Source organism: Rhizobium herbae, from assembly GCF_017873135.1.
GTDB classification, from domain to species: domain Bacteria; phylum Pseudomonadota; class Alphaproteobacteria; order Rhizobiales; family Rhizobiaceae; genus Pararhizobium; species Pararhizobium herbae.
The window spans coordinates 413,258-425,906 of record NZ_JAGGJV010000003.1; the positions used below are offsets into that span (position 1 = coordinate 413,258).

Below are 12,649 nucleotides of genomic sequence, written 5' to 3' on the forward strand. Positions count from 1 at the left end.
TCGCGGCCGCTTATTTCAGAAAGCCGTTCTTCTTCAAAAAGTCTTCGGCAACCGCCTTGGCGGGTTCGCCGCCGACCTGGACGCGCCCGTTCAGGTCCTGCAGCGTTACGAGGTCGAGCTTTTCGAACACCGGCTTCAGCAGCGTTTCGATTTCCGGATGCTCCTTGAGCACCGCCTCGCGGATGATCGGCGCCGGCTGGTAGACGGGCTGCACCGACTTGTCGTCTTCCAGGACGACGAGACCGGACGGCGCAATGCCGCCATCCGTGCCGTAGACCATGGCGGCATTGGCGCCGTTCGTCTGGTTGGCCGCCGCCGCGATCGTCGCCGCGGTGTCGCCGCCCGACAGCGTGATCAGCTGGTCGGATTTCAGCGTGAACCCATAGGTCGTCTGGAACGCCGGCAGTGCCGCCGCCGAATTGACGAATTCCGAAGAGGCCGCCAGCACGATCGTGCCGCCGCCGGAGACGTATTTGCCGAAGTCGCTGAATGTCTTGATGCTGTTGGCATCGGCCAGATCCTTGCGGACGGCGACGGCCCAGGTGTTGTTGGCCGGTGACGGCGTCAGCCAGACGATCTTGTTGGCATCGTAGTCGAGCTTTTTTGCCTCTTCATAGCCCTTGGCCGCATCCTTCCAGACCGGATCGTCGGCCTTCTCGAAGAAGAAGCCGGCATTGCCGGTATATTCAGGATAGATATCGATTTCGCCGGCCGCGATCGCCTTGCGCACGACGGGCGTCGCCCCGAGTTGGACGCGATCGGTCGCCTCGATATTGTTGGCCTTGAGCACCGCCAGGATGATATTGCCGAGCACCCCGCCCTCGGTGTCGATCTTCGAAGACACCACGACCTGGGCATTGGCAGCGGCAGCGGAAACGAGCACTGCGAAAGCAGCCCCGATGAGTTTTGTGTTAAGTCCCACGATACTTCTCCCTTGAAACCGTTCGCAATTTCTCCCACGGTCGCCCGCATTCGTCGGGGCATAAACTGCCATATGTGGCGAGGTTCGGAGAAAAATAGAGCGCTTGGGAGAGATTTCGCGCAGACGGCACCCGGCAGAATATTGAGCCCGCGTGATTGTCGCCGGGAACCTGAGCCCAACAGACCACCGCTTGATGCCGCCCATCAATCGAAAGCTGTTGGGATTGCCGAATCCAAGAGGGATTAAAGTAAATTGGCGGAGAGGGTGGGACTCTCCGCCAATTAGGCCCGCGACACCTGAGAAACCTAGGATTTCCGTAAACCCCTGCCCGCATTCGGGAAATTGCGATACCCGTAAGTGTACCACGAGCGATACCAGGATCTCAAGGACCAGTTTCTCGATCAAACTCAGAGGCGAAAAAACTTCCCGATCAGGTGGTTTTCATGATCACAGGCCCGGACTTCCCGTACGGTAAGGATCGCATTGATTTTGGAGAAATCTTCCTGTACGGCAAGCCACTTCGGGAGATACTAAATGTTCAGGTCAGCACGGGATTTCGGTGCCGCCATCCGCGAGAAGCGCAAGGCCATCGGCTGGACCCAGACACAGCTTGCCGCACGTTCTGGCACAGGAGAGCGATTCATTGTCGATCTCGAATCCGGTAAGCCGAGTTGCCAGCTTGATAAGTCCTTGATCGTTGCCCGCACTGTCGGCATCGAGACCGGCGATCTCAGGGCAGTCCAACCTGCTCCGTTATCTCCGGATGATGATGACCTCGGCTTCCTGCCAACCTTCGGTGACGGCCGGTCATCCTGAGATCTCTCGTCTCACTTTGCTGACAAGGCGTTTATTGACACGGAAATAATTTCCGCGTGTGAACGAACGACAAGCCGGATCTATGCCGCAATGCAGCGTTGCACTGCGCTTGTCTCACGATCGTACTCAAGGCATACATCTCACATCTGTTTCGTTTTCATGGAGGATGATTCATCCCCATCCAAGGTATGTCGCAACCGCATGAAGATCATCGACAACACCTCTCAACTGCTTGGCGATGATCTTAAGGAAGCGCTTGTCCGTGGCTCGCGGGTGAAAATCGCGGCGTCGTGCTTCTCAATCTACGCTTTCGAAGCCCTGAAAGCCGAGTTGTCCAAGATCGATAGCCTGCAGTTCATCTTCACTACCCCGACCTTTGTACCGACCGAAGCGACTGACCGGCTCAGCAAGGAGCGACGGGAGTTCTTCATTCCCAAGGCCGGCCGGGAGGGCAGTCTTTACGGCACCGAGTTTGAGATCAAGCTCCGCAACAAGCTGACGCAGCGTGCCATCGCCCGAGAATGCGCGGAATGGATCCGGAAGAAGGCGCGGTTCAGGTCGAATGCGACGCAAGCTGCCATGCAGCCTTTCGCTCATGTGGATACTGGCGCGGCAGCCGTTGCCTATATGCCCATCAGCGGGTTCACAGCCGTCGATCTCGGCTATCAGAAGGGCAACGCGGTCTCAAATTTTGTGACGCGGATGGATGAGCCGGCCCATTCCGGGATCTATCTCCAACTCTTCAATCAAATCTGGAACGACGCCGACAAGCTGCGGGATGTGACAGACGCCGTCTGCGACCACATCGAATCCGTCTACCAGGAGAATGCTCCCGAACGGGTCTACTTCCTGATGCTCTACAACATATTCCGCGAGTTCCTGGAGGACATCAGTGAGGACGTGCTCCCGAACGACCTCACGGGCTATCAGGAGAGCATCGTCTGGAACAAATTGTTCAACTATCAGCGGGACGCGGCGACCGGGATCATCAACAAGCTCGAGACCTATAACGGCTGCATCCTCGCGGATTCGGTCGGCCTGGGCAAAACCTTCACCGCCCTTGCAGTCGTCAAATATTACGAGCTTCGCAACAAGTCGGTGCTGGTGCTTTGCCCGAAGAAGCTCGCCGACAACTGGCGGAACTATAACAGCAACCTCACCACCAATATTTTCTCAAAGGATCGCTTCAATTATGACGTGCTCTGCCACACCGATCTGTCGCGCACGTCGGGTGAGTCGTTCGGCATTCCGCTGAACCGGGTGAACTGGGGCAATTACGATCTCGTGGTGATCGATGAATCCCACAATTTCCGCAACAACGACGTCTTCAAGGATCGTGAGACCCGTTATCAAAAGCTGATGAACAAGGTCATCCGCGCGGGCGTGAAGACGAAGGTTCTGATGTTGTCGGCGACCCCGGTAAACAACCGCTTCAACGACCTGCGCAATCAGCTTGCCCTCGCCTATGAAGGGCAATCTGAAGCACTCAGCAAGAGCTTGAAATCGCAGACCAGCATCGAGGAGATTTTCCGGCGCGCCCAGAAGGCCTTTAACGAATGGTCGGCGCTGCCGCCGGACGAGCGGACGGCTGCAACCATCCTGAAGACGCTGGACTTCGACTTTTTCGAGCTGCTGGACGCCGTTACCATTGCTCGGTCACGAAAACACATTGAAACCTTCTATGACACGAAGGACATCGGCAAATTCCCCCAACGCCGCAAGCCGCTGTCGTACCACTGCCCGATCACCCAGCGACCTGACGTGATGGGCCTGAACGAGATCTTCGGCCAGTTGTCGGTGCTGAAGCTCGCGGTCTATGCCCCGATCAGCTACATCCTGCCTAGCCGGCTCAGGAAGTACGAGGAGATCTACGATACCCAGGTCGAAGGCGGCCGCGGAAAACTTCGGCAAGCCGACCGCGAGCGCAGCCTTCAGGCGCTGATGACCACGAACCTGCTCAAGCGCCTCGAAAGCTCGGTTGCAGCCTTCCGCCTGACCTTGCGCGCTCTGGGCGGCAACATCACGCGGGCGCTCGATGCCATTGCCGAGTATGAGAGAACCGGGCGTGGTCAAAGCATTAGCGACCATCTGGAGGACATGAGCGATTTCGACCCGGAAGACGATGACCTCTCCGGGCTCGACGAGTTTACCGTCGGCAAGAAGATGCAGATCAGCCTCAGCGACATGGACCTGCCGTCGTGGAAGCACGATCTCGCAGGGGATCTTGCCCTGATTGATGCCTTGATCGCGTCGATGGACAATGTGGCACCGGCAGACGATGCCAAGCTTCAGCACCTGCTTTCATTGCTCAAGCAAAAAATCGAGAACCCGCTCAACCCAGGCAACCGGAAGGTCATTGTTTTCACGGCCTTTGCCGACACCGCGAACTACCTCTATGAAAATCTGGCGCCATTTGCCCATGGCCTGGGCCTTCATGTAGGCCAGGTTACTGGCTCGAGCTCCCCGAAAACGACACTTAAAAAGTCCTACGACTTCCAGAGCGTGCTGACGCTATTCTCACCCCGCTCGAAGGAAAAGTCGGTCGTGCTGCCTCATGAAACAGCCGAACTGGATATCCTGATCGGCACGGATTGTATCTCGGAAGGCCAGAACCTGCAGGACTGCGATTTCCTGGTCAATTACGACATCCACTGGAACCCTGTCCGGATCATCCAGCGCTTCGGTCGTATCGACCGTATAGGCTCACCCAATGATCAGATCCAGCTTGTGAACTATTGGCCGGATATCACGCTGGACGAATATATCAATCTCAAGGAGCGCGTTGAAAACCGCATGGTGATCGCCGACGTGACGGCGACCGGCGATGACAATGTGCTGACCGCCAAGTCCAGCGACATCGCCTACCGCAAGGAACAGCTCAAACGGATGCAGGAAGAGGTGATCGAGCTGGAAGACGTAAAGGCCGGGATTTCGATTACCGACCTTGGCCTCAACGACTTTCGCATGGACCTGCTCAATTATGTCAAGGAACATGGCGATCTGGAGAACGCGCCGTTCGGCATGCACGCCGTCGTGCCGGCGGCCGAAGAGGTGGGGCTGCGGCCCGGCGTGATCTTTGCGCTAAAGAACGTGCATCACAGCGTCAACATCAACCAGCAGAACAGGCTCCATCCCTTCTACCTGGTTTATATCGACGACGATGGCGAGATCGTTGCAGACCATACCGAGGTAAAACGGCTGCTTGACCTGATCCGCAGCAGTTGCAAGGGGCGCGCGGAGCCGATCCCGGATGTCTGCCGCCTGTTCAACGAGCGGACGGAGGACGGCCGCCAGATGGGGCGCTATTCCGATCTGCTGAACCAGGCGATCCGCTCGATGATCGAGGTGAAGGAAGAGAAGGACATCGACAGCCTATTCAGCGGTGGCCGCACGACCGCGCTGACTCACACGATCAAGGGCCTGGATGATTTCGAGCTGATCGCTTTCCTTCGCGTCGAAGGAGGCCCGCGCATCGAAGGGAGCGTGTCGTGACGCTTTACGACTGGCCCCGCGCCAGTGCCTTCGGACGGGTCATCCCCAAGAACAAGATCTATGATCATGCGGGCGCCAACACCGCGCTCAAGGATCTGTTCGTTCGGGAGGTCGATCAGATTACCTGGTCGCACAAGCTGGCGCCGGAGACGATCAATCTGCCCGCGACGAAGTCTGTGGCTGAAATCCAGGTGTTTCGGATCACGCAACGGGAAAAAGCCCTCAGCACTGACGTGCTGCGTGCCATTGATCGTGCTATCCCGTTTCCATTGCTGTTTGAGCTGGTGCATAGCGGCAGGGTCAAGCTAGCCGCAGCCTATAAGCGGCCAAGCGAAGCCGACAGCACAAAATGGGTGCTGGGCGACTATTTCGAGAGCGCGTTTTTGTCAGAGGACGGGCACCGGTCGGCGCTGCCCGTGGCGTTGACCATGGGCGCGCTTTACGAGCAGCTCCTCACCCCGTTGGTCGAGGCGCAGAACACCCGGTTGATTCCGGGCGCGCCAACCGGCTTTGCGGAGGCCCCGCAGTCGTCTTTTATGGCGGCACCTGATATGCAGCCGCTTTCGCTGGAGGCCAGGATTGCCGTCGCCGAGGCGATCAAGGCCACGACCCGCGAGGTCGAACGGATCAAGGCGCGACTCGGCCGCGAGAGACAGTTCAACAAACGCGTGGCGATCAATGCCGAGCTGCGCGCTGCCAGGGAAGAGTTGAAAAGATTGAGCGGAGACAGGGATGGCGAAGCCGAATGAATCGTATCAGTTGGTTTTGGTCGAGAGTTATCGCCCAAACAGCACATCTGGTCTGCACGGAGGCGTCCATGTTCGTCCTCGCCATGGACAGGGTTTTCCGAGCACGATGCATGTCGAATGTTCGAAGAGCCTAAGCCGCAATTATCCTGTAGGCACTGTATTCAGAATCCGAGCGAAGCTGACCGACCGGGAAGGATCAGGCGATTTTCTCTACAGCTATTTTGGTTGGAAATACGACGTCGTAGAATTGGGAAAGAAGTGATTGATGGACAAGCTGAAGATGCATAGCCCTGATCTGAACCAGGAGAACATCGCCAAGATCCGCGACCTGTTTCCTGGCTGCGTAACCGAGGCGCGCGACGAGGCTACCGGACAGTTGCGTCTGGCTGTGGATTTCGACCAGCTTCGGCAGGAGCTCAGCGATAGCATCATTGAAGGACCGCAGGAACGGTTCCGGTTGGATTGGCCAGGCAAGAGGGAAGCGCTCGCGACGGCAAACGCACCAATTGCAAAAACACTCCGTCCTGCGCAGGCGGAAAGTCTGAACTTCGCGAACACCCGAAATCTGTTCTTGGAAGGTGATAATCTCGACGCACTTAAATTGCTGCAATCTTCATGTCTTGGCAGTGTGAAATTCATCTACATCGATCCGCCCTACAACACGGGCGGGGACTTTGTTTACAGTGACGATTTCTCGGTAGACACAAAGACGTTCTTCGAAAGGTCGATGCAAGCGGATACCGAAGGCAATCGGCTAGTCGCTAATCTGGAGTCTAATGTCTTCCTTAGGAGCGTTGGATCCTATAAGGCTGTGCTCTATCAAGACTCGGTCACGGAGCACGGGTTCTGGACGGCTAAGGCTGTTGATCGGCAGATAAACAGCAGCGAGACGGAAGTTTCGCGGTACTGGATTACAGACTTCTTGGACTCCGACTTCAAAACCACATCAGCAACGGGCACTCGTGTCCTTGCCGTCGCCATGCGCAATGCAGCGAAAGCAACCGAAAATCTGGAAATTAAAAAAGAGATCACTGCCGCAGCTACTCTTAGCCCCGGCCTCAATGATCAGGTGATGACTGCGAACGACTTTATCGCCCGTCTCGGCCTCTCCCAACCTTCACGCGAGGCTATCACAGGACAGATGCGGCACCAGGGGCTTCTAAACGAGCAGTTCCGGTTCAGCGCCGAAGAGTTTAATCGTCAGCTTCCGTACAAGTCCGTCGAGCTTCACAACGGTGCGATCCTGACCGCTGCCGCAACCGAGTTCGACAAGGTGTTTGTCCGTAGTGAGCCGGACGACAAGGGGCAAGTCACCTACGAAGCAACAGGAAAAGTCATTAGCGAGAAGCTCGAAAAGGTGCCGCGATGACGGTAGAGGAGGAATATCGGGCGCGCTACGACGAGGTTCTGGTGCCGCTTTCTGCTTCACTTTCGGAACTACTCGCGGAGCATCTATGTGGCTGCGAGCGGGTCGACCGGATCAGCTCGCGGCCCAAAAGCGTCAATCGCTTTGTGGCTAAGGCTGGGAAAATTACGGATCGGGGTGTTCCTAAGTACGAGCATCCGCTCGCCCAAATCCAAGACCAAATCGGCGCCCGTGTTACCGTCTTCTACAAGTCTGACGTCGAGAGCGTTCGTGAAGTGTTAATGCGTTATTTGCGACCAGTTGAGTCAAAGGATCTTGTTCCGGCCTCGGAATGGGAGTTTGGTTATTTCGGCTGGCACTCGGTGTGCCTCTTTCCCGCAGAACTGATCATGCCCGATTGGCCCTCTGAGCACGTCCCAAACTTCTTCGAACTCCAGGTTAAGACATTGTTTCAGCACGCGTGGTCGGAGGCAAACCACGACCTCGGCTATAAGAACGAAAAAGCCGAGTTAACGGCTGACCAAACCCGTATGCTGGCCTTTGCCTCCGCGCAAGCATGGGGCGCCGACCGCGCATTCGAGGAGTTATTCTGTGAGTTACAGGATCCAGCCAAGGGCCGTTGAATTGGAGACGGCGGGCAGGTTTATTAGGCATCGGCGCTATTGATCAATACCTTGGCCGGAATTGATGAAAAGTCGCGTCGACGCCGCTTATATTACGCGTCCGGATATGACCATTACGAAACGCAGACCGACCGCTTCCAAGGGACTACAGGGGCCACACGAACGATCGGAATAAGGGCGCAAAGCTGCCAGCCGGCAAGACAAGGCCATGGCTGCCTGTAGCGGAAATCATTTCCGCTTCGGCGGTCCGGCTACACGCCTGCGGTTGGCAATCGCTTCGAAATCCAGTCCCCGGAAGATTGAGTAGTCGATCTCCGGATCGAGCGGCAGGACTTTCAGCTTGCGCGCCTCCTTCTCTGTCGCGACGTCGAAACCATAGAGGTCATGCTCGTCGATGCCTGCGCTGTGTCCGGCCTGAACGCGGCGTTCGCGCGGATCGACGCCCGACTCGCGCATATCCTGGATATTACCGCTTCGAAGCGAGTGGAAGACCTCGCGCCGGCCGCCGCTTTCCTCGCGAGCCTTGGGCTTGATTCCTGCCCTCTTGAACAGCCGCTGCATGTAAGACGAGCCACTCTTGCTGGGGTCCTTCAGGTTCATGATGTTCGGGAACAGGAAATTCGATCCCTGGCGGGTCGCCCAGTCGATGAAGCCGATCTCCTTCAGGAAGTCATGAAGCACAAAGTAGCGCTCGCTGTCTTCAGTCTTCACCGGAACGGTGGTCCAGATGCCGTTGATATGCGTTAGGCGCGTCACCTGCCCGACCCAGATATTGGAGAACTGTTCGCGGATGTCGTTTCCGCGCAGATGGATTAGTAACCCCAGGCGTCGTGAAGTGAGATGGCCAAGGAGCGGCAGCATGATGTCTTCGATCAGCCCGGACTCAATGCCAGTCTTGAACAGGTTGTTCATCTTCGATGCGCCAATGGGGGTCGCCCGGCGCGGGCTCTCGGCCGTCTTCGGAATTCTGATCTTTGCCCCACCGAACGGATCGGTAAAGCCACCTCCGGCAATCGCCGAGCGGATCGCTGCTTTGATGACAGCAAGGTATCCGTCCTTGAACGTAGTCTTGGCCAGCGGTTTCAGGTGAAGATCCCTGTTGTTCTCGATGACCTGCCAGGGCGTGAGATCCGGATCGCGCTGATTGTTGTCTCCCGGCCAGTACTGCATGAGGTTGACGAAAGCCTGCAGGTCCGCCGGGACGTAGGTGTCGACGCGGTGATCGCCGATCAGCTCGATGAACAGCGCGAGGCGGCTTTCTGCGGTCGCGAGGTCTCGGGCGATGTTGGCCCCGCCCGAAAGACGGCGCCCGGCGATGTAGGTCGGGATCACGTCGCTCAGTTTCGGCTGCACCGATTTCGACCGCCTGACGGTTCGTCGATCCAACTCGAAGGCCGGGATCAGTTTACCCTGGGCATCGCGCGGCATATCCCACTCGTCCGAGAGTTCTTGCGCTTCCGTATTCCGATGAAGGATGTCGGCTCGTGACACCACCGATTTCTGGGCAGGAGACTGCGGTGGTGCGCTCGCGGCCTGTATCGGCGCGAGATCCGAGAGCGCTGATGACGCAGACAGTTTTGCGATTGCAGACTGCTTTAGCATGTCCGCATGGCCGACAATGAGTTCGTTGAACGGTTCGCCCTGGGCCTGCCGCTCCAGTTCACGGCTGAGGCCGACGAGATCGCGGATACCTGCGGCCTTCTGCAACTCCTCGGTGGGGATGGGTGCATCCGAGCGGTCGATCATCCGGAGGTAGGCCTTCAATTCGCCCTTCATCTCGATGACGGCTTCAAGGGCCCGCATTTCGCTGTCGTCGTCGTCCTGCATGCCTCTGCCGTGCCTCATCTCATCGAACATCAATCTTGCCCTTGCCGCAAGAAGGTCGGCCATGAGCCTGGCGCGCCTGTGGGAGCAAGCACCGAGGCTGAGCCGCAAGGGAGGGATGGCACGCGTGCCGCCGCTCGTCTTCGGCATCTTAATCTGGAAAATGTAAACGGACCCTGTTTTGGCGAGATAAGGTCCGGGTCCCCTGCTCTTGGGCCTTGCTGACGGCGTCTGATTCGACGGCTCGGGCGATACCCCGACGTGTACCGGAAGGTGTACCGGGCGCGATACCTGCATGATGTTCACTCCTCAAAGGCCGCTGGCGAGCAGAGGTTTTACGAGGAAATCCAAGGCTTTGCAGGTAACTGGCGGAGAGTGGATTAGCCAGTGGCGGAGAGGGTGGGATTTGAACCCACGATACCCTTGCAGGTATGCCGCATTTCGAGTGCGGTGCGTTCGACCACTCTGCCACCTCTCCGGATATGCTGGTCGGCGCGTTCAGCGCGAGGCGGTTCATAGCGGCAGTTTTTGGCGATGGCAAGGGGTCATATCAAGGAATATCAAGCCTATGCGCGTCTTTCGTCTTGACAGTTTCGGTGGCTTCCAGTAATTCGCGCAATCGAAGTGGTGTGGCATGCCCTCACCGCGCCGGGTCGCTATTGGCCCGTTTCACCGGCAAGGCTAACGCCTTGTCATGTCCGACTGAAGAAAAAGACGGCCTCGCCTTCAAGCGAAGAGCCGGAACGAACATGAAAGGATATAAAATGTTCGCAGTCATCAAGACCGGCGGTAAACAGTACCGCGTGGCAGCCAACGACGTTCTGACGATTGAAAAATTGGAAGGCGCCGCGGGCGACAAGATTGAATTCACCGAGATCCTGATGGTCGGCGTCGGCGCCGATGCAACCATCGGTGCTCCGTTTGTCGAAGGTGCCGTTGTCAGCGCCGAAGTTGTGGAACACGGCCGCGCCAAGAAGGTCATCGCCTTCAAGAAGCGCCGCCGCCAGAACTCCAAGCGCACCCGCGGTCACCGCCAGCACAACACGACCGTCCGCATCCTGGACATCGCTGCTGTTGCCGGCGCGAAGGCGAAGAAGGCTTCCAAGAAGTCTGAAGACGCTGCCGCTGAAGCTGCAAACTGAGACAACGGATCCAAGGTTTAAAGGAGAACACCCATGGCACATAAAAAAGCTGGCGGTTCCTCGCGCAACGGTCGCGATTCACAGTCCAAGCGCCTCGGCGTGAAGAAGTTCGGTGGCGAAGTCGTCATTCCGGGCAACATCATTCTGCGCCAGCGCGGAACGCAGTGGCATCCGGGCGCCAATGTCGGCCTCGGCAAGGACCACACCATTTTTGCACTGACGGCCGGCAATGTGAACTACCGTACGAAGGCCAATGGCCGCGTGTACGTGTCTGTAATGCCGAAAGCCGAAGCAGCGGAATAAGCCGGTAGCGCTCTTAAAACAGCCGGCGTCTCATCGACCCGGCTGACGCTTACCGTTCAGGCCAAGATCAAAAGGGGAGATGGGGCAATGCCCGATCTCCCCTTTTTCACGTCTTGGAGGACTGAACATGCAGAGCGAATTGTTGAGGGAGAGCCAATCACGGTCTCCCCGGGAAGATTCCCTGGAATCTTCTCAGGAACGGCTGCGGCCCCAACGGTCAAGGACCGATTGCCCGATATTGTTATCGCCCAGGCTCGTTTTGCGCGCCCCCCACGAAGACGATATCGACGCCCTTGCCCATCTTGCCAACAACGCCAATATCGCCACCATGGTTTCGCGCATGCCGCATCCCTACACGGTGGCCGATGCCGCGGATTTCGTACGCCGTACGAAGACGGGCGCGATTGGCAAGTGCGTCTATGCGATTACCAAAGCGGATAATGGCGCATTCTTGGGTTGCTGCGGTATCGAGCCGCATCCCGACGGCAGGACGGCGGAACTTGGCTACTGGCTGGGCGAACCGCACTGGAACAAGGGCTACGCCACCGAGGCAGCGCAGGCGCTGACCGACATGGCCTTCCGCACCCGCGACATCGACCAGATCGATGCGCGCTGCCGGGTGATGAACGTCGCCTCGCGGCGGGTCATCCAGAAATGCGGCTTCCAGTTCCAGGGCTCGGGCATGGTCGACAGCCTGGCGCTCGGCGGCATGATGTCGGTCGAATGGTACCGGCTCGACCGCAAGACCTGGATGTCGCTGCGCAGCTGGGGAGGCCTGAGATGACCGCTCACCTGCGTGAACGGCCGGCGATCGCGGTCCGTCCCGATCCCGGCCCTTGCCCCGTCATCGAAACCGGGCGGCTGACCTTGCGTCCGCACAAGCTGTCCGATGCGGACGCCATTGCGCAGTCGCTGGGCGATTACCAGGTCTCGCGCATGCTGGCGCGCGTTCCCATGCCGTATCATCGGCAGGATGCGCTCGACTGGCTCACCCGGTGGGGCTCCGGCGTGATCGCCGGCTGGACGCTGGCGATCACCACCGGCGACGACGTCCATATCGGCTGCGTCGGCATCGAGCTCATGCATGGCCAATGGCATCTCGGCTACTGGCTGAACCGCTACTACTGGAACCGCGGTTATGCCAGCGAAGCTGCGCATGCGGCGATGGAGCGCTTCTTCCGGCGCATGCCCGGCACCGTCCTGCATTCCGGCGTCTTTGCCGACAATGCGGGATCGTTGAAGCTGCAGAAGAAGCTCGGCTTCGAGATCACCGGCTGCAGTCAGGTCTATGCTCTGGCGCGCAACGGCATGGTCAGCCATATCGAAACCAGGGTCACGGCGGCCGACCTGCGCAAGCCCTGATCTTCATCAAAACCAACCCCGCGGACGCTGTTGCATCCGCGGGGTTGGTC

Annotated in this window: 11 protein-coding genes, 1 tRNA gene and 1 pseudogene; 10 read left to right on the forward strand and 3 right to left on the reverse strand. The window is 58.1% G+C overall.

What is annotated here, in order from left to right; translation table 11 throughout:
* Positions 1–10: 10 nt before the first annotated feature.
* Positions 11–922 carry a glycine betaine ABC transporter substrate-binding protein OsmF gene (osmF, locus tag J2Z75_RS10740; RefSeq protein WP_209851723.1) on the reverse strand — a complete coding sequence of 304 codons (912 nt, stop codon included), beginning with the start codon at positions 920–922 and terminating at the stop codon, positions 11–13.
* A 534-nt stretch (positions 923–1,456) separates the two neighbouring features.
* Here osmF and J2Z75_RS10745 point away from each other — a divergent pair.
* From J2Z75_RS10745 to J2Z75_RS10770, 6 genes are all read left to right on the forward strand, one after another.
* A complete protein-coding gene (locus J2Z75_RS10745) occupies positions 1,457–1,738 on the forward strand; it encodes a helix-turn-helix transcriptional regulator (protein ID WP_209851725.1) in 282 nt (93 codons plus the stop codon).
* Positions 1,739–1,939: 201 nt separating this feature from the next.
* Positions 1,940–5,230, forward strand: a complete 3,291-nt coding sequence (locus J2Z75_RS10750; RefSeq protein WP_209851728.1) for a helicase-related protein — start codon at positions 1,940–1,942, stop codon at positions 5,228–5,230.
* On the forward strand, positions 5,227–5,979 hold the full coding sequence (locus J2Z75_RS10755) for a DUF4391 domain-containing protein (protein ID WP_209851733.1): 753 nt from the start codon (positions 5,227–5,229) through the stop codon (positions 5,977–5,979). The genes J2Z75_RS10750 and J2Z75_RS10755 overlap by 4 nt, the downstream gene beginning before the upstream one ends.
* A complete protein-coding gene (locus J2Z75_RS10760; RefSeq protein WP_209851736.1) occupies positions 5,963–6,241 on the forward strand; it encodes a hypothetical protein in 279 nt (92 codons plus the stop codon). Before J2Z75_RS10755 ends, J2Z75_RS10760 begins: the two co-directional genes overlap by 17 nt.
* Positions 6,242–6,244: 3 nt before the next feature.
* Positions 6,245–7,348 carry a hypothetical protein gene (locus J2Z75_RS29200; protein WP_234937276.1) on the forward strand — a complete coding sequence of 368 codons (1,104 nt, stop codon included), beginning with the start codon at positions 6,245–6,247 and terminating at the stop codon, positions 7,346–7,348.
* On the forward strand, positions 7,345–7,968 hold the full coding sequence (locus tag J2Z75_RS10770; RefSeq protein ID WP_209851740.1) for a GTP pyrophosphokinase: 624 nt from the start codon (positions 7,345–7,347) through the stop codon (positions 7,966–7,968). The genes J2Z75_RS29200 and J2Z75_RS10770 overlap by 4 nt, the downstream gene beginning before the upstream one ends.
* Before the next feature lie 228 nt (positions 7,969–8,196).
* Here the strand turns inward: J2Z75_RS10770 and J2Z75_RS10775 are convergent, their stop codons facing one another.
* Positions 8,197–9,795 (reverse strand): site-specific integrase, encoded by a 1,599-nt coding sequence (locus tag J2Z75_RS10775; protein ID WP_209851743.1) that lies wholly within the window; start codon positions 9,793–9,795, stop codon positions 8,197–8,199.
* Between the two features lie 385 nt (positions 9,796–10,180).
* A tRNA-Ser gene (locus tag J2Z75_RS10780) sits at positions 10,181–10,270 on the reverse strand.
* A gap of 286 nt (positions 10,271–10,556) precedes the next feature.
* Here J2Z75_RS10780 and rplU point away from each other — a divergent pair.
* From rplU to J2Z75_RS10800, 4 genes and pseudogenes are all read left to right on the forward strand, one after another.
* Positions 10,557–10,865 (forward strand): annotated as a pseudogene (gene rplU / locus J2Z75_RS10785) (50S ribosomal protein L21); the annotation flags it as partial.
* Positions 10,866–10,967: 102 nt separating this feature from the next.
* Positions 10,968–11,237, forward strand: a complete 270-nt coding sequence (gene rpmA / locus J2Z75_RS10790) for a 50S ribosomal protein L27 (protein ID WP_037096930.1) — start codon at positions 10,968–10,970, stop codon at positions 11,235–11,237.
* 127 nt (positions 11,238–11,364) lie between these two features.
* Complete coding sequence (locus tag J2Z75_RS10795; protein WP_209851746.1) at positions 11,365–12,021, forward strand: GNAT family N-acetyltransferase; 657 nt, start codon at positions 11,365–11,367, stop codon at positions 12,019–12,021.
* The gene (locus J2Z75_RS10800) at positions 12,018–12,599 is read left to right on the forward strand and encodes a GNAT family N-acetyltransferase (protein WP_209851749.1); all 582 of its coding nucleotides are present in this window, start codon (positions 12,018–12,020) and stop codon (positions 12,597–12,599) included. Before J2Z75_RS10795 ends, J2Z75_RS10800 begins: the two co-directional genes overlap by 4 nt.
* The last annotated feature ends 50 nt before the right edge of the window (positions 12,600–12,649 follow it).

What these genes read in the sequence shown, in the direction of transcription:
- J2Z75_RS10750 (WP_209851728.1), top strand. Translation starts at nt 1,940, where the DNA reads ATGAAGATCATCGACAACACCTCTCAACTGCTTGGCGATGATCTTAAG.
- J2Z75_RS10800 (WP_209851749.1), top strand. Translation starts at nt 12,018, where the DNA reads ATGACCGCTCACCTGCGTGAACGGCCGGCGATCGCGGTCCGTCCCGAT.
- rpmA (WP_037096930.1), top strand. Translation starts at nt 10,968, where the DNA reads ATGGCACATAAAAAAGCTGGCGGTTCCTCGCGCAACGGTCGCGATTCA.
- J2Z75_RS10795 (WP_209851746.1), top strand. Translation starts at nt 11,365, where the DNA reads ATGCAGAGCGAATTGTTGAGGGAGAGCCAATCACGGTCTCCCCGGGAA.
- J2Z75_RS10770 (WP_209851740.1), top strand. Translation starts at nt 7,345, where the DNA reads ATGACGGTAGAGGAGGAATATCGGGCGCGCTACGACGAGGTTCTGGTG.
- J2Z75_RS10760 (WP_209851736.1), top strand. Translation starts at nt 5,963, where the DNA reads ATGGCGAAGCCGAATGAATCGTATCAGTTGGTTTTGGTCGAGAGTTAT.
- J2Z75_RS10745 (WP_209851725.1), top strand. Translation starts at nt 1,457, where the DNA reads ATGTTCAGGTCAGCACGGGATTTCGGTGCCGCCATCCGCGAGAAGCGC.
- J2Z75_RS10775 (WP_209851743.1), bottom strand. Translation starts at nt 9,795, where the DNA reads ATGCAGGACGACGACGACAGCGAAATGCGGGCCCTTGAAGCCGTCATC.
- J2Z75_RS29200 (WP_234937276.1), top strand. Translation starts at nt 6,245, where the DNA reads ATGGACAAGCTGAAGATGCATAGCCCTGATCTGAACCAGGAGAACATC.